At 72.2% G+C, this 15,816-nt stretch carries 18 protein-coding genes; 9 read left to right on the top strand and 9 right to left on the bottom strand.

All coding sequences use genetic code 11. The annotated features are described in order from the left end of the window. Window positions 1-6: 6 nt before the first annotated feature. The 4 genes from FXF51_RS20450 (at window position 7) to FXF51_RS20435 (ending at window position 2,593) form a co-directional block, all read left to right on the top strand. Complete coding sequence (locus FXF51_RS20450; protein WP_262379686.1) at window positions 7-639, top strand: TetR/AcrR family transcriptional regulator; 633 nt, start codon at window positions 7-9, stop codon at window positions 637-639. 64 nt (window positions 640-703) lie between these two features. Continuing rightward, the gene (locus tag FXF51_RS20445) at window positions 704-1,273 is read left to right on the top strand and encodes a DUF1707 domain-containing protein (protein WP_148436116.1); all 570 of its coding nucleotides are present in this window, start codon (window positions 704-706) and stop codon (window positions 1,271-1,273) included. An 80-nt stretch (window positions 1,274-1,353) separates the two neighbouring features. Next, window positions 1,354-1,737, top strand: a complete 384-nt coding sequence (locus FXF51_RS20440) for a hypothetical protein (RefSeq protein WP_148436115.1) — start codon at window positions 1,354-1,356, stop codon at window positions 1,735-1,737. Between the two features lie 124 nt (window positions 1,738-1,861). Further along, window positions 1,862-2,593: a ZIP family metal transporter gene (locus FXF51_RS20435; protein WP_148436114.1), complete on the top strand. Its 732-nt coding sequence runs from the start codon at window positions 1,862-1,864 to the stop codon at window positions 2,591-2,593. 8 nt (window positions 2,594-2,601) lie between these two features. Here the strand turns inward: FXF51_RS20435 and FXF51_RS20430 are convergent, their stop codons facing one another. The 6 genes from FXF51_RS20430 to FXF51_RS20405 form a co-directional block, all read right to left on the bottom strand. Then, window positions 2,602-3,177 carry a hypothetical protein gene (locus FXF51_RS20430; protein ID WP_148436113.1) on the bottom strand — a complete coding sequence of 192 codons (576 nt, stop codon included), beginning with the start codon at window positions 3,175-3,177 and terminating at the stop codon, window positions 2,602-2,604. Between the two features lie 27 nt (window positions 3,178-3,204). Then, window positions 3,205-3,897, bottom strand: coding sequence for a methyltransferase domain-containing protein (locus FXF51_RS20425; protein WP_222871381.1), 693 nt, complete (start codon window positions 3,895-3,897; stop codon window positions 3,205-3,207). 130 nt (window positions 3,898-4,027) lie between these two features. Further along, entirely contained in the window at window positions 4,028-5,503 is a 1,476-nt protein-coding gene (locus FXF51_RS20420) for an alpha/beta fold hydrolase (RefSeq protein ID WP_187414467.1), read from the bottom strand. Window positions 5,504-5,728: 225 nt separating this feature from the next. Beyond that, window positions 5,729-6,742 (bottom strand): 4-hydroxy-2-oxovalerate aldolase, encoded by a 1,014-nt coding sequence (dmpG, locus tag FXF51_RS20415; protein ID WP_148436110.1) that lies wholly within the window; start codon window positions 6,740-6,742, stop codon window positions 5,729-5,731. Beyond that, entirely contained in the window at window positions 6,742-7,689 is a 948-nt protein-coding gene (locus FXF51_RS20410) for an acetaldehyde dehydrogenase (acetylating) (RefSeq protein ID WP_148436109.1), read from the bottom strand. The genes dmpG and FXF51_RS20410 overlap by 1 nt, the downstream gene beginning before the upstream one ends. Continuing rightward, on the bottom strand, window positions 7,686-8,504 hold the full coding sequence (locus tag FXF51_RS20405) for a 2-keto-4-pentenoate hydratase (protein WP_262379685.1): 819 nt from the start codon (window positions 8,502-8,504) through the stop codon (window positions 7,686-7,688). The genes FXF51_RS20410 and FXF51_RS20405 overlap by 4 nt, the downstream gene beginning before the upstream one ends. Window positions 8,505-8,573: 69 nt before the next feature. Here FXF51_RS20405 and FXF51_RS20400 point away from each other — a divergent pair, with 69 nt between their 5' ends. After that, window positions 8,574-9,335: an IclR family transcriptional regulator gene (locus tag FXF51_RS20400; protein WP_148436108.1), complete on the top strand. Its 762-nt coding sequence runs from the start codon at window positions 8,574-8,576 to the stop codon at window positions 9,333-9,335. Between the two features lie 266 nt (window positions 9,336-9,601). On the opposite strand, the gene FXF51_RS20395 is transcribed toward FXF51_RS20400, so the two are convergent. Continuing rightward, entirely contained in the window at window positions 9,602-10,018 is a 417-nt protein-coding gene (locus tag FXF51_RS20395; RefSeq protein WP_148436107.1) for an ArsI/CadI family heavy metal resistance metalloenzyme, read from the bottom strand. 203 nt (window positions 10,019-10,221) lie between these two features. Here FXF51_RS20395 and FXF51_RS20390 point away from each other — a divergent pair, with 203 nt between their 5' ends. The 4 genes from FXF51_RS20390 to FXF51_RS20375 all read left to right on the top strand — a co-directional run bounded on the left by FXF51_RS20390 (window position 10,222) and on the right by FXF51_RS20375 (window position 13,568). Further along, window positions 10,222-11,721, top strand: a complete 1,500-nt coding sequence (locus FXF51_RS20390; protein ID WP_148436106.1) for a wax ester/triacylglycerol synthase domain-containing protein — start codon at window positions 10,222-10,224, stop codon at window positions 11,719-11,721. A gap of 121 nt (window positions 11,722-11,842) precedes the next feature. Continuing rightward, window positions 11,843-12,037 (top strand): hypothetical protein, encoded by a 195-nt coding sequence (locus tag FXF51_RS20385; protein WP_148436105.1) that lies wholly within the window; start codon window positions 11,843-11,845, stop codon window positions 12,035-12,037. 34 nt (window positions 12,038-12,071) lie between these two features. After that, window positions 12,072-12,839: a BTAD domain-containing putative transcriptional regulator gene (locus tag FXF51_RS20380; protein WP_148436104.1), complete on the top strand. Its 768-nt coding sequence runs from the start codon at window positions 12,072-12,074 to the stop codon at window positions 12,837-12,839. A gap of 27 nt (window positions 12,840-12,866) precedes the next feature. Beyond that, window positions 12,867-13,568, top strand: a complete 702-nt coding sequence (locus tag FXF51_RS20375) for a BTAD domain-containing putative transcriptional regulator (protein ID WP_148436103.1) — start codon at window positions 12,867-12,869, stop codon at window positions 13,566-13,568. Window positions 13,569-13,700: 132 nt separating this feature from the next. Here the strand turns inward: FXF51_RS20375 and FXF51_RS20370 are convergent, their stop codons facing one another. Further along, window positions 13,701-14,927: a hypothetical protein gene (locus FXF51_RS20370; RefSeq protein WP_148436102.1), complete on the bottom strand. Its 1,227-nt coding sequence runs from the start codon at window positions 14,925-14,927 to the stop codon at window positions 13,701-13,703. 56 nt (window positions 14,928-14,983) lie between these two features. Beyond that, window positions 14,984-15,811, bottom strand: a complete 828-nt coding sequence (locus tag FXF51_RS20365) for a tetratricopeptide repeat protein (protein WP_148436101.1) — start codon at window positions 15,809-15,811, stop codon at window positions 14,984-14,986. Window positions 15,812-15,816 lie beyond the last annotated feature (5 nt).

The raw sequence follows: 15,816 nt of genomic DNA, 5'->3' as shown, positions 1-15,816 counted from the left end.
CCGGTCATGGCACCCAGACGCAGGCGCGACCCCGCGCAGTCGCGCGCCGAGCTGCTCGCGGCGGCGGCCGAGCTGATCAGGCAGCGGGGCCCGGACAACGTCAGCCTGCGCCAGATCGCCGAGGCCGCCGGCGTCGCCCACGGCCTCGTGTCCCACTACTTCGGCAGCTACGCCGCCCTGGTCAGGGAGGTGCTGCGGGTCGAGAACGATCGCATCGAAGCGCTGGTGCGCGAGCGCATCAGCGCCGAGGGCGGCGTGCCGCTGGCGGCGGAGATCATGGACGTGGTGTTCGACACCCTGGCGGACGAGCGCTATCTGCGGTTGTTCGTCTGGGCCGAGATGCACGCCGACTACCGTGGCGCCACCCGGCCGGAGCTGGTGGAGCTGGTCGACACGATCGAGGCGGGCATCCGGGACGCGCTCGCGGGGCGGCCGGTGCCGAGCCGGTCGCGCATCGAGGCGGTGGTGCTGATCGGGCTGTCGGCCGCGTATGGGTTCGCCATCGGGGGGCGGTCGTGGCTGGCGGGGATGGGGCACGACCCCGATGACCCGGGGCATGCGGCGGAGTTCCGGCTTCAGCTCGCGCGGATGATGGGTGCTCACATGGTGGAGGAGTCCGGTCTGGAGCAGGGCGGCTGACTTGTTCTCCACTTGGAGAATAAGATGGTCCTGTTTCGTTGATCGCGCAGACAGGACCGAGAGCATGGCTGAGCATCCCGACCTCCATACGCGTCCCTCCGATGAGGATCGCGACCGGACGGCCCGGCGGCTCCAGGACGCCGCCGCGGCGGGCCGGATCGAGCTTAGTGAGCTGGATCAGCGGCTGAGCGAGATCTACGGGGCCCGGACGCAGGGGGAGCTCGCGCACGCGGGGCGCGGCCTGCCCGCGCCGGTCCGTACGGACGCGCTGGTGGTGACGGACGAGCCCGGCTCGCGCTTCGCCTTAAGCGTCTTCGGCTGGTTCAGCCGCAGGGGGCGGTGGGTCGCGCCGCGGGTGTTCACGTCCTTGTCGGTGTTCGGTGGCGGGGAGATCGACCTGCGCGACGCCCGTTTCGCCGGGCGGGAGATCCGGGTGCGGGCCTTCGCTCTGTGGGGGTACACGGAGGTCGTCGTGCCTGATGACGTCGAGGTCGAGGTCAAGGGGTTCGGGCTGTTCGGCGCGTTCGATCGGGGTGCCGTTCGCAGCAGGCGGGGAGCGCCGCGGGTCGTCGTCAGCGGGCTGGCCCTGTTCGGTGGCGTGGGCACGAAGGCCAAGGCGCCCGGCCGTGACTAATGAGCCCGAGTTGCGTGACGACCGCGCCGCGGCGCCGGGTGAGCGCAACTAGTCAAGAAATCTGAACCATGGGAGGCATTGTGTCGCAGCAACGTGCGCTCCGGATGAGCCTGCTCGCCGACGGCGCGGGCACCGGGCTCTTCGGCATCGTCGTCCTGGCCGGCGGGCAAGGGCTGGCCGGCGCGATCGGCGTGCCAGGCTCCTGGATCGTGCCCATCGGCGTCGGCATGCTGGCCGGCGCCGTCCTGCTGCTCGTCTTCAGCGGCCACGCCGCCATGCCCCGGATCGCGGCCACCGTGAACGCCGTCGCCGGCGTCGCCATGACGGTGCTGGCGCTCGGCGGCATCCTGCCGCTCACCGGGCTGGGCGTCGCCTTCATGCTGGCGGGGGCCGTGTGGGTGGTCGCGTTCGCCGTCCTGGTGACCGTCCTGCTGCGCCGGGCCGTCAGTGCGGAGGCGCACTGAGGCGTACGGCCGCCCTGTGGTTAGCGCTCCAGGGCGAGCCGCAAATGCGTCAAGCTATGACTTACAGCACCATCAAGGGTGCTGCGCGCCCAGCGCGTGTCGAGCGGGACGGTGGCGATGCGTCATGATCGAGGCATTCCTCTGGGGACTGCTCGCCGCGTCCTCGCTCCTGGCCGGAGCCGCGATCGTGGCGATCCGCCAGCCGGGCACCACCACCCTCGGCCTGGTGATGGGGTTCGGCGCGGGGGTGCTGCTGAGCGCCGTCTCGTTCGAGCTCATCCAGGAGGCGAGCGAGCTGGACGGCGGCGGCTTGGGCACCGCCGTGGGTTTCTTCTCCGGCGCGATCGTCTTCCTGGCCGGCGACCGGATCATCAGCAGGATGGGCTACCGGGACCGCAAGGACATCGCCGGGTCGGCGCAGACGGCGTCGGCGACGGCGATCGTCCTCGGCATCGTGCTCGACGGCATCCCCGAGTCGACGGTGGTCGGGCTCACCCTGCTCCAGTCGGGCACGGTCGGCGTGGCGATCCTGGTGGCGGTGTTCGTCTCCAACGTGCCCGAGTCGGTGGCCGCCACGACCGGGCTGCGATCGGGCGGGTGGTCGTGGACGGCGGTGTTCACCCTGTGGGCCGGCATCGCGCTCGTGTCCGGGCTCGCCGCGGGGGCCGGGTACGTCCTGCTCGATCAGGCCTCGCCCAACGTGATCGCGACCGTGCTGGCCTTCGCCGGCGGGGCGATTCTGGCGATGTTGTCGACGACGATGATGCCGGAGGCGTACGAGCACGCCAATCGTAAGGTGGGGTTCGCGACGACCATCGGGTTCGCGGCGGGGTACTGGGTTCACCTGGCTCAATAGCCGGTGGTTCACCAATGGTCCCAGCCGCTGTGGCCGTACCAGTCGCGTGTCAGATGACGGTATCGGTCGTCGGCTGTCTCGTCGGGTTCTGCCGAAGGCAGCCAGAGGAAGCCCTTGTTGTCGTGGAGGAACGGGTCATGGACGCTGAACTGGGCGCTGCCGGGTATGAGCTCTCCGGTGTCCAGGTCCATGTACGGCCCGCCTCCGCAGGTGAAATACAAGCCGACCCACTGGCAGGGGCGTTCGCGTTCCGGGTCTGCGATCAGAGCCGCCGCATAGAGGTCCAGGCTCGGCTGGGACAGGGTGAAACGTATGTGGAACGGCGCGTCGGTGATGAGGGCGAGCAGGACGCCGCCTGCGATGAACACCGGTGACAGCCAGCGTCCTGATCGCTCGTGGACATCGACCTTGCGCGACGCCAGAGCGATGCGAATCACCCAGTACAGAGCCAGCAACCCGCCGACGACGAACGCCAGCAGAATCAGCTCGAAATACCAGATCGGGTAACTGGCCCAGAGAAGGATGACGGAGACGGTCGCGGCGACAGCGGTCAGAAAGGGCAACCCGGGCGGCTCGGTGATCATCGCGTCACCTTAGCCGCACGGGAAGAATCAGTTCTTGCGCGCCGAGACCAAAGCGAACGACAGGAACTCTCCCTGATCGGCTTCCAGCATGGCGATGGTCCCCTCAAGGGAGGACCGGTCCGGAGGGTCGGCGGCGAGACAAGCCCTGGTCCACAGCAGCCAGTCGCGCCACCCCTCCGGCTGGAGCCGCGCCGCGGTCACGGTGACCAGTTCCGTGATGTCCCATTGAAAGCGCCACCACTCCGCGGTGTGCCAGGCGATGGCCTCCCACCCCACCAGGGCCTTGATATGAGGAGGAATGGCACCGAGGTCGCGAACCTCGGCGGTCATCGCGGGGGTCGCGACGCCCAGTTGCCCACCGGGCTTGAGGAACCGCGTAATGTAGGCCAGGTAACCATCCGCCGTGCCGAAATACTCGTAGGCGTCGATGCTGACGACGGCGTCGAAAGAACCGGGTTCGAACGGCAGGGCGTGAGCCTCGGCGTTGACCGCCGTCACCTGTTGAGAGACCCCGGCGCCGGCGAACACCTCCTCGGCGACCTCCGCCTCGATCCACAGGTCGGCGGCCACCACCTGCACGCCGAACTCCCGGGCCAGGAACACCGAGGTGGCCCCCTTGCCCGAGCCCAGGTCGAGAACGCGCATCCCCGGCCGCAGATCGAGGTCCCGCGACAGGTCCTCCAGCAGCCACAGCGGATTGGGGCCCATGTCCAGCCCCACCAGCCACGCGGGATCGTAGCCGGAAGAGCGGGGATAGACCGCCGGGCGGACGAGCTCATGAACGGCCGACATACTGAATCTCCTCAACGTGTGCGAAAGGCCGGGGCCGGTGAGGCCCCGGCCGGGCAGGTCAGTCCTGGGGCTCTTCCGCAGGGCAGCGCATGCCCCGCGCGGGCACGGTCCGCGAGATCAGGTACGCGTCCATCGCCGCCGTCGTGCACGAGGTCATGCCGTAGACGCCGTGACCCCACCCCTCGTAGGTGAGCAGCGTGGCCTTGCGGCCGAGCTGGCGGGCCACGTTGGCCGACCACGCGTACGGGGTGTCCGGGTCGTGCAGGGACGTGGCCACCAGCAGCGGAGCCTTACCGGTGTACCGGAGGCGGTGCTGCGGGTTGGTGACGGGGTGGCCCTGGCAGATCGGCATGTCGCCCATCGGCATCGGGTTGTAGCGCATGTTCGGTGCCACGGCGTTGGAGCCGCGCATCACGTCGGCGTACTCGGCGTAGTCACGCAGCCCGAGGTCGAAGTCCTGGCAGAGGATGGCCGTCGGCAGCTCGGCGACGTCCCCGTTCACGGGGCCGTTGCCGGGAGGGCCCGGCATGTCGTCCGGCACCGGCCCGCCGTCCAGCGCGAGGAGCACCTTCGCCTCCAGCGCCCAGTCGGGCGCCTCGTTCATCACCACGCCCAGCCAGAGGAGGTTGTGGGCGCTCACCGCGCGGCCGGTGACGCCCGGCCAGTACAGCTCGCCGCGCTCCGCCTTGGCGAGCAGGCCCTTCCACAGCGCCCGGATGTCGCGCCCGTGCAGGACGCAGCCGGTGTCCCGGTCGCACCAGGCGATGAACTCGGAGAAGGAGTCCTCGACGGTGGCCGCCTCGCTGACCTGGAACGCCTTGACGTTCAGGCTGTGGTCCATGTTGCCGTCCAGCACCATGGCCCTGATCCGGTCCGGGAACAGCTCGGCGTACATCTGCTGGGCCAGCGTGCCGTAGGAGACGCCGTACGAGGTGAGCTTGTCCTCGCCGAGGGCGGCGCGGATGGCGTCCATGTCACGGGCCACGTCGACCGAGTCGACGTGGTCGTACAGCGGGCCGGTCTTCTCCCGGCAGTCCGCGCGCAGCTTCTGGTCGAAGGCGACCCACTTGTCGAAGTCGGCCTGGCTGGTCATGACCGGGCTCGGCATCTGGTTGTACACCGAGGCCGAGCAGGCGATCGAGCCGCTGCGAGCGACGCCGCGGGGGTCGTGGCCGACGATGTCGAAGCGCCGCTGGATCTCCGGGCTGAAGCCCGACGGACGCAGGATGTCGTTGACCCCGGAGTTGCCGGGGCCGCCCGGGTTGGTCAGCAGGGACCCGATCCGGGCGCTGGGGTCGGTGGCCTTGCGCCGGGCGAGGGCCAGGTCGACGGTCGGCCCGTCCGGCTTGGACCAGTCGACCGGCACCGTCAGCTTGCCGCACTCCACGCTGGGCTCCTCCTCGCACGGCGCCCACGCGATGCCGAACTCTCCGACGGCTTCCGCGGCTGCCCCTCCCGTGGCCGCCGTCCTTCCCAGCTCGGTCACCGAGGCGGTGGAGAGGACGGCCAGTGCTACGAAGGTGGTGGCGAGCATGGAAGGTCGTGTCCGCACATATCTCCAATCGTCGATCGTCCAGGCATGCCTGTCTTTGACACGGCCTTGACTGGTGTCGACCATGCAGCATAGCCAGGCATAACAGGACAAACCTTGAGAAGTGTCGAAAACGGGTCATTCTTCTACGGGGGGTCATTGCATGATCACTTCTCGGGACCCGGCCGGACGCCGCATCGGCAGACGGCGGGTTCGGGGAGACGGTGCTCAGGCGGCCCCGGCGGCCAGCGTGAGCGCGATGTCGACGATCATGTCCTCCTGGCCGCCCACCAGCCGCCGCCGGCCGCACTCCATGAGGATGTCGCGGACGTCGAGGTCGTACCGGGCGGCGGCGGCCTCCGCGTGGCGGAGGAACGACGAGTAGACGCCGGCGTACCCCAGCGTGAGGGTCTCCCGGTCCACCCGCACTGGACGGTCCTGCAGCGGCCGGACGAGATCGTCCGCGGCGTCCTGGAGCTGGAACAGGTCGCACCGGTGCTCGAAGCCCGACAGGTCCGCGACCGCGATGAACGCCTCCAGCGGGCAGTTGCCCGCACCCGCGCCGTGCCCCGCCAGCGACGCGTCCACGCGGCGGACGCCGTTCTCGACCGCGACGACGGAGTTGGCGACCGACAGCGACAGGTTCTCGTGGGCGTGGATGCCGATCTCGGTCCCCGGGTCGAGGACGTCGCGGTACGCGCGGACCCGCGCGGCCACGTCGTTCATCGTGAGCCGCCCGCCGGAGTCGGTGACGTACACGCAGTGCGCGCCGTACGACTCCATCAGCTTCGCCTGCCCGGCCAGCTCCTCCGGCGGCGCCATGTGGGACAGCATCAGGAACCCGGCCACGTCCATGCCGATCTCGCGCGCCGCGGCGATGTGCTGCGCGGCGATGTCGGCCTCGGTGCAGTGCGTGGCGACCCGGACGGAGCGTACCCCCAGGTCATAGGCGCGCTTCAGCTCGTGAACGGTGCCGACACCCGGCAGCAGGAGCGTGGTGAGGCGGGCGTTCACCAGCACCGACGCCGCGGCCTCCAGCCATTCCCAGTCCGTGTGCGACCCGGGACCGTAGTTGAGCGACCCTCCGGCGAGGCCGTCGCCGTGCGCGACCTCGATCGCGTCCACGCCGGCCCGGTCGAGCGCGGTGACGATGCGCTTGACGTCCTCCACGCCCACCCGATGGCGTACGGCGTGCATGCCGTCCCGTAGCGTGACGTCCTGGACGAAGATCGGGACAGCCATCAGAGGCCCGCCTTCCGTGCGGCGATGCGCTCCGCGACCCGCAGGCCGGCGGAGGTCATGATGTCGAGGTTGCCGGCGTAGGCCGGGAGGTAGTGGGCGGCGCCCTCGACCTCCAGGAACACCGACACCTGGTGGGTGGGCCTGGCGGCGGCGCCGCCGGCGAGGAGCGTTCCGACCGGCTGGTCCGCGGGGACCTCGGTGATCTGCACCTGCTGCTTGAGCCGGTAGCCGGGGACGTAGGCGGCGACGTCCGCGACCATCTTCTCCACCGATCGGGCGATCTCCTCGCGTACGGCCGGATCCGGCGCCGCGACGAGGCAGAAGACGGTGTCCCGCATGATCAGCGGCGGCTCCGCCGGGTTGAGCACGATGATCGCCTTGCCGCGGCGCGCCCCGCCGACCTGCTCGATGGCGGCCGAGGTGGTCTCGGTGAACTCGTCGATGTTGGCCCGGGTGCCCGGACCGGCCGACTTCGACGCGATGGACGCGACGATCTCCGCGTACGCGACGGGCGCCACCCGGCTGACGGCGGACACGATCGGGATCGTCGCCTGCCCGCCGCAGGTCACCATGTTCACGTCGGGCGCGTCGAGATGATCTTCGAGGTTGACGGCGGGGACGACGTACGGGCCGATCGCCGCCGGGGTCAGGTCGATCAGGCGCTTGCCGAGCGGGAGCAGCCTCGCGGCGTTCGCCTGGTGCGCCTTGGCCGACGTCGCGTCGAAGACGATCTCGATCTCGGCGAAGCCCGGCAGGCCGATGAGGCCGTCCACGCCCTCGTGCGTCGTCCGGACGCCGAGGCGGGCGGCGCGGGCCAGGCCGTCCGAGTGGGGGTCGATGCCGACCAGGGCGCCCATCTCCAGGTGCCGCGACCCGCGCAGCACTTTGATCATCAAGTCGGTGCCGATGTTGCCCGACCCGATGATCGCGACCTTCGTCCCGCTCATGCCGCGTCTCCCTCGGCGAAGCCGACCGTCACCGTGCCGAGGCCGGACAGGGCGGCGGTGACGGTGTCGCCGGCGGCGACCGGCCGCATCGGGCCGAGCGCGCCGGACAGGACGACCTGCCCCGCCCGCAGCGGCTCGCCGAGGTCGCGCGCCATCCGCGCCAGCCACACGACCGCCTCGACCGGGTCGCCCATGCAGGCCGCGCCGGTCCCGGTGGAGACCTCCGCGCCGTTGACGCTCATCGACATCGCCACGTCCACCGGCTCGAACGCGTCGAGCGCGCGGCGCTCCGTCCCCAGCACGAAGGCGCCCGACGAGGCGTTGTCGGCGACCGTGTCGCCGAAGGCGATGTCCCACCCGGCGATCCGGCTGCCGCAGATCTCCAGCGCGGCGACGGCGTACGCGATCGCGTCCCGCACCTGCGCGGTGTCGAGCGGCCCTTCGGCCAGGTCGGAACGGAGCACGAAGGCGATCTCCGCCTCGGCCCGTGGCTGGAGCACCCGCCCGGCGGGGATCACGTCCCCGTCGGCGTACGCCATGTCGTCGAAGAGGACGCCGAGGTCGGGCTGGTCGACGCCGAGCTGACGCTGCACCGCCTCCGAGGTCAGCCCGATCTTGCGGCCGACGATCCGCGCGCCGGCGGCGACGCGGGCTTCGGTGAGCGCGGCCTGCACGGCGTACGCGGCGGCCAGGTCGTCCCGGCCGATCAGGTCCCGCACCGGGGCGCAGGGCACGCCCGACGCCGCCGCCTGCGTGAGCCGCTCGAACGCGGCGGCGACCTCGGGCCGCCTCGTGGCGGCGATGGTTTCGTTCACGCCCCCACTGTGCAGGCACGATACGGACGCCGACCACCACATCGTCTCGCTCACCGATACGCTGTGCGGATGACGGACACAGCGCGCCTCGACACCGTGCTGGGCAAGGCCGTGACGATCCTGCGCGCCTTCCGGCCGGAGGACCGCGTCGTCACCCTCGCCGAGCTGGTGCGGCGCACCGGCCTGCACAAGGCGACCGTGCACCGGCTCTCCGGCGAGCTCGTCACCCACCGCCTGCTCGACCGCGCCGGCGGCGGCTACCGCCTCAGCGGAGGCCTCTTCGAGCTCGGCATGCTCGCCTCACTCGAACGCAGCCTCCTCGAAGTCGCGATGCCGTTCCTCCAGGACCTCTACGAACGCACCCACGAAACCGTCCACCTCGGCGTGCGGGACGGCCACGACGTGGTCTACATCGCCAAGATCGGCGGCCACCGCCAGGCCAGGGTGCCCTCGCGCACCGGCGGGCGGATGCCGCTGCACTGCACCGCCATCGGCAAGGCGCTGCTCGCCCACGCCGACGCCGGCCTGCGGCACGAGGTGCTGACCGGGCCACTCGAACGCCGCACCCCGCACACCGTGGTCGCACCGGGCATCCTGCGCGGCCAGCTGCTGCGCGTCGCGGAGACCGGCGTCGCGTTCGAGACCGAGGAGTCGGCCGCCGGCCTGCTGTGCGTCGCCGCGCCCGTGCTGGGGCGCGGTGACGAGCCGGTCGCGGCGATCAGCGTGGCGGGGCCGGTCGGGAGGTTCCGCCCTGAGGGGCATGTGGTCGCGGTACGGGCGGCGGCGGCCGCGCTCGGCAGCACGTTGAGCCGGCGTGACCTCCTCCGGTGACGTGCGGCGGGGGAGCCGGCGCGGACGCTGAACGGCTGCCCCCGCCCCTGGCGGTGCGTCGGCTACGTGGTTGCGCTCCCGTTATCCGCGGTGATGAGAGGGGTGCCCGGGTGCCCGGCGGTGGGGTGCTCGGCAGGGCCGTGGGGCTGGGCGTGCGGCCCGAGCGCCCGACGTGTGCGGACGCAAGGGCTGTGGTGGCCGGGAATCTTCGCGCGGCCCGTCGCCTGCTTCGTGCGGGCCCGGCGCGATCCGCCGGCCGGTGCAGGTCAGCAGCAGCACGACGGCCGGGTCTGGTCGGCCTGCTTGGCCAGGGTGTCGGCGTCGCCCTTGACCACATACACCTCCCACGGCTCGGCGCCAGGGCCGTGCACCCACACCTTGTCCTGCAAGGCGTAGCAGCAGGAGGTGTCGTTCTCGGTGACGGTGGCCAGGCCTGCGGCCGAGAGCCGCTGCGTGGCGGCGGTGACCTGGGCGGTGTCCTCCACTTCGACGCCCAGATGGTCCAGGCGGGTCGGCTCGTTCTCCTCGCCTTCGATGAGCACCAGTTTGAGTGGCGGCTCGGCGATGGCGAAGTTGGCGTAGCCGGGACGGCGCTTGGCCGGTTCGGCGCCGAACAGCTTGGAGTAGAACGCGATCGAGCCTTCCAGGTCGGCGACGCGCAGGGCGAGCTGGACACGTGACATGGCGATCTTCTCTCGGATTCGATGGATGTCTAAACAGGAGTTTGCGTTACTGATTAGATATCTGTCAAATTAGAGGTATGTCGAAGCGAGAGCCCTCCGGGTGCTGTGACCGAACGGCCCCGCTCCAAGGGACGAAAGGCACTGCCCCGCGCGGCGCCCGTCGGTGACGCTCGGGGGAGACCCCAGCGAAGGAGCGACGCGTCATGATCGAACGCCTGAGCACCGGGGACCTGATGATGATCTGGGCAGAGAAGCCCGGCTCCCCGATGAACATGAACCTCGGCATGGCCGGGGTGGTGGACCAGGACGGGCCGCTGGACGTCGAGCGGTTACGCGCGCTGGTGGGCGCCCGGCTGCACCGGGGGCCGATGCTGCGCCGCCGCGTCCAGCGCACCCGGTTCTGGCAGGGCCCGCCCCTGTGGGTGGACGACCAGCGCTTCGACCTCGCCCGGCACATCGAGCTCGTCCCCTTGCCGCCCGGCGCTGAGTTCCTCGACTGGGCGGCGACCAGGATCGCCGAGCCGCTCGACCTCGGCCACGCCCCGTGGCGCCTGCTCTGCGTCACCGGCCTGAACGCGGGCACCGGCGCGAACGCGGGCACCGGCCTGAACGCGGGCACCGGCCCGAACGCGGGCACCGGCCTGAACATGGGCACCGGCTCGGACGCGGGCACCGGCTCGAACGCGCGCACCGGCCGGGAGGCGGGTGCCGGTCTGGACGCGGGCACCGGCCTGGTGCTGGCCCTGCACCACACGCTGGCCGACGGCAAGACCGCGGTGGCGCTGGCCGACGTGCTGCTGAGCGCCGTCTCCCAGGAACCGGGGCAGGAGAGCGTCCGGTGGAAGGCGGCGCCGCCTCCGCCGGCGGGCAGCCTGGTGCGGGACGCGGCGGCGGCGAAGGCCGCCGCCCTGCGGCGAGCACTCAAGGGGATCCCGCACCTCCCGGCGAAGCTGCGCGTCCTCGCGACGGCGATCAGGGCCGTCGGCCCGCGGGTGCCGAGCCTGCCGTTCCCCGTCGTCCGCGACGGCGGACGCCGCCTCGCGACCGCCGCCTGGCCACTGGCCGACGTCGAACGGGCCGCGCACACGCTGGACGCGACCGTCAACGACATCGCCCTCACCCTCACCACGTTCGGAGTGCGCCGGCTGCTGACCGCGTCGGGCGAGCCGGTCGACGGCCACGCGCTGCGGGTGTCGGTACCCGTGGCCGCCGCGCCCGGCACGCGCAACGCGGGCGGCAGCCCGCCCATGATGATCTCGTTGCCTCTGGACGAACCCGACCCGCTGCGGGCGCTGGCCCAGGTGACCGCCCGCACGCGCGCGGCCAAGGCGAGCCGGGCCGGCACCTCCTCGTGGCAGCCGCCGATGCTGCTGATGCGTCTGATGATGCGCTGGGTGCGCAGCCACGGCGCCGAGCGGGTCAACCTGTACGTCACGAACGTGCCGGGCCCGGCCGCGCCGCTCCGGCTGGACGGCGCCCGCCTGACCGCCGTGTACCCGATCGCGCCGATCACGGCGGGGGTGCCGCTGGCCGTGGCCGTGCTGTCCTACGCCGGCACGCTCGTCATGACCGTGAACGCCGCGCCGGAGCTGACCCGGCTGCGGGCGTTCGCCGCCGGGGCCCGCGAGGCGATGACGGCACTCACCGACGCGGTCGCACGACCGTCGCTCATCGCTGACCCGGGACGAAAAGCCGGCTTGTGAGGATCTCCTCGCCCCGGCCCACGGAATCGCTCAGCGACGATGTGCCGCGGCGCTGCCCGAGGGGAGGCTGGAGGCAGGGAGGACAACGCCCGGGTGACGATCGTCGTCCAGTATGGGCGGCATGGCCGAGCATGCACGGCACGGCGTCTGCGTCATCACGGTACGGTGCCCGGCGGGCGCTCCACCGACGATCACCGTTTCGGTGCGCCTCGACGTGCACGACTCGGCCGGCGAGACGCGCCGGCACGTCACCACCGAGGGGCAGGCCGTTGAGGAGATCCGCGCGTTCCTGCGCGCCCTCGACGTGCCGGAGTGACGGTGGGGTGACGCTGCACGCATAACTTCCTGCCATGGTGTGCCTTCCCAGTCTCAAGTCCGGCGGTTCGCCGCCGCGCATCTGCCTGTTCGAGGAGCCGTGTCTCGTCGCCGGCGGGCAGCGGCGGACTCTGCCGGACGGGGCCCGGCGGCTGGTGGCGTTCACGGCCGTGCACGGCGGCCGGGTGGAGCGGCGGCACGCGGCGGGCGTGCTGTGGCCGGTCGGCGACGACCTGCGGGCGGCCGGCAACCTGCGCTCGGCCCTGTGGCGTCTGCGCGCGGCCGGCATCGACGTGCTCGACGCCGACAAGCGGCTGATCTGGATCCGGGACGGTGTCGTCGTCGATGCCGTCCTGGTGGCACGGTGGACCGCCTGCCTGACCGCGGGCGGCGCGATGCCGGCCGGGACCGACGAGGCGTACTGGCGGCACTCGCGGGGTGGTCTGCTGCCGGGGTGGTCAGAAGCCTGGGTTCGCCCGCACCGCGAACGCCTGCGCCAGCGGGTGCTGCACGCGATGGAGTCGCTGGCCCGGCGTCTCGTCGCAGAGGGAGATGCGGTCCGGGCCACGGCGGTGGCCCGGCAGGTGTGCGCCGCTGAGCCGTTACGCGAGAGCACGCATCGGATCCTGGCGGAGGCGTTGCGACGCGCCGGCCGACCGGTCGAGGCCCGCGCCGCGTACGCGGCTTTCCGCTCGGCCGCCGCGCGGCGGTTCGGGCCGGCTGCCGGGGCGACGATCCGCGTCGCGCCGGCCAAGACTCGGGGAGAGCCTCGCAGCCGTACGCCCGGCGGCTCGGGGCGCTGACGGCTTGATCGATCAACGGGGGTTTCAGTGGAGATCCTTCTTCGGGTGCTGGACGGGCCCCGGCTGCTCGTCGACGGCGAGCCGGCCACGCTTCCCGAGAGCAGCCTGCGCATTCTGGTGTTCCTCGCGTTCCGCCGCCGCCCCGCTCCACGCAGGGTGGTCGCGTCGCTGCTCTGGCCGGACAGCGACGAGGCCCGGGCAGGGGGCAACATGCGCTCGGCGCTCTGGCGGCTGCGTGCCGTCGGCGTGCCGATCGACGACCGGGCGGGAACCGGCCTGCATGTCCGCCCCGGCCTGGCCGTCGATCTCGACGCGGTGACCGGCTGGGCGGGCCGGGTCGCGGCCGGGCCCGGCGAGCCGTCCGACCTGCGCGTCCCGGCCGGCGTGGACGCGGCGCTCGATCTGCTGCCGGCCTGGTACGACGACTGGGTGATCTTCGAGCGGGAACGGGTCAGGGCCTGCGTGCTGCACGCGCTCGAGCAGGTGAGCGAGCGTCTGTCGGAGTGCGGACGGCACGCCGAGGCGGTCGACGCGGCCATCGCCGCGGTCTGCGCCGAGCCGCTGCGGGAGAGCGCGCAGCGAGCGCTCATCCTGGCCCATCTGGCCGAGGGCAACCAGATCGAGGCGCACCGCTCCTACCGCGCGTACCGCACACTGCTCGAGACCGAACTCGGGGTGGCTCCGTCTCCGCAGCTACGGGCGCTCGCCCCGGTGGCGGTCAGCCACTGACTCGGGCGGCCCTCTTCGCCACGGTCGCATCGTCGGCGGAGCCACCCGTACGAGTCCGCACTCACCACAGCGGCCGGAGCGACGCCGCGGGCGGGGGTGTCCCGTCCACCCCACGCGAACCGGCGCGCTGGGTCACGGCGCGCGGTAGCCGCCCGTCTCGTCGCTGTACGCGCGCCGCGGCCTCCGCCCGCCCTTGCGGGACGGCGCGGCGGCCTCCGGCTCGGGGCCCGGCTCGGGCTCGCGCGCCGCACGTGTGCCACGCCGGGGACGCACCGGGCGTGGAGGCTCGTCGTCATCGTCGGCGTCGACGTTCACATCGATGTTGATCTCGACGTCGTCGTCATCGTCGTCGTCCCGCTCGCGGCGCCGGTCCCGGCCACGGCCGCCCCGGCGCCCGCGGTGGCCGCGATCGTCGTCGTCCGCCTCCCCGGGCGGCTCATACCCGTCTTCGTCGTGGTCGTCGTCGTCCGCGCAGATGCGCAGGTACTTCGCGACGACCTCGGCCGCCGCATCCCGCTCAAGCCGCCGGCAGGCCTCGCGCCACGACTTGCGGTAGCAGTCCTCGACGGCGGCCCGGCGCACCAGGACGCTGATCTTCGCGTGTCCGTCGATCACGGCGGTGAGGCAGTCGCACAGGCGGTCCATGTAGTCGTTGACGTTGTCGAAGCCGAGCCAGATGGTCTTCAGCCCACGGCGGGCGACGATCGCGGACGCGTACAGATCGACCGGATCAGCCCCGCCCGCCAGCTCCGCGGCGATCTCGTCGATCTCCTTCTGCAGGTTCGTGACCCGCTGCGGCAGGGAGAGGACGTCATCCTCCTGCGGCGACTGCTCATCGCCGTCCGCCTCGGCAGGGGCCACCGCGGCGGGTGGCGCGGCCGTCTCGATCCCGACCACCGGGGGCGAGGGCGATGCCACCGGCGTCGCCGGATCCGGTTGCGGGGTTTCGGTTCCCGGTTCGGAGATCAGCCGGTGGAAGCAGGCGGCCGCCTCGGCGGTGCGGCGTTCGAGCGCGGCGCGGCGTCCGAGCTCGGCGATCTCGTCGTCGTCCTCCTCGTCGGCGCAGTCGCAGCCGAGGCCTGAGCCGCAGCGGTCGAGCCGCCGGACGACGTCGTCGAAGGCCTGGTCGAGCCGTTCGAGGTCGTCGGCGTCCAGCTGACACCGGATCTTCTCGATCAGGTCGCCCAGGTCCTTGCCCGCCTTGCCGACCTTCGGCTCCGCGGCGCGGCGGGCACTCACGTATCGGGCCCGGGCGCCGATGTACGCGGTCCGGGCGTCACCGATCACCTTGGCCTGCTTCTCGTTGTACGCCGCCTGCGCCGCGATGCCGAGGACCCGGCAGGCGTTCTGGTCCAGCACCCGGGGATCGCAGCGCCGACGGCGTCGGGATCCGGTTTCGGCAGCGGCCGGGCTCGTCATGACGTCCTCCCTGGATGGCTACCCACATCGTCCAGTGCGCCTGTCACCGCGCCGTCACCCTCCATCCGGCTGAGGAGAGCCGCCGCCTGGCTCTCGCCCTCGGCGGCCAACCGGCGCAGGGCGGCACGCGCCTCGTCCGTGGCGCCGACGAGCAGGTGCAGCACGGCGAGGTGGAATCGTGCGTCAGGGTCGTCAGGAGCAAGATCGAGCGCGGTGAGCAGCGCCTCGCCGGCGGTGCCGTGGTCCTGGCGGATCAGCGAGATCACGCCGAGCTGCGTCCAGGCCCGCGCGGACCGGGGCGCCCGTTCTGTGGCCTCGTGCAGCACCCGGGCGGCTTCCCTCGTGCGGTCCTGGGCGGCCAGTGCCGTGGCGAGGGCGACGCGCAAGCCGGTGTCGTCGGGGCGGGCCGCGACCGCCGACGACCATGCCTGCTCCGCCTCGGCCGGGCGGCCGAGCGCCAGGTTGGCGCGGCCGAGTGCGTCCCAGGCGAAGTGGTTGGCCGGGTCCAGGCGGACGGCGGTCGCCAGCGCGGAGAGCCCGGCGGCGACCTCCCCGAGCGCGAGCCGGGACATGCCCAGATGCGCCCAGGGCGCGCTGCGTCCCGGCTCCAGAGCCAGGGCCGTCTCCGAGTGCTCGACGCCCTCGCGATGCCGGCCGGTCGCGGACAGGACATAGCCCAGGTCGGCGTGCGCGGTCGCGTTGGCCGGGTCGGCGGCCACCGCCTCGCGGAAGAGCCGCTCCGCCTCTGCGGCGTCGCCTCGGCCCAGGGCCAGCGCGCCCTGGTTGACCAGGTGGCGGGCCGGCGATCCGGCGGTCAGCGTCATCGCGG

Source organism: Nonomuraea sp. PA05, assembly GCF_008086045.1.
In the GTDB taxonomy this organism is placed as follows: Bacteria; Actinomycetota; Actinomycetes; order Streptosporangiales; family Streptosporangiaceae; genus Nonomuraea; species Nonomuraea monospora.
The sequence above is the reverse complement of the archived record's forward strand: the minus strand, read 5'-3'. Positions and strand labels throughout refer to the sequence as shown.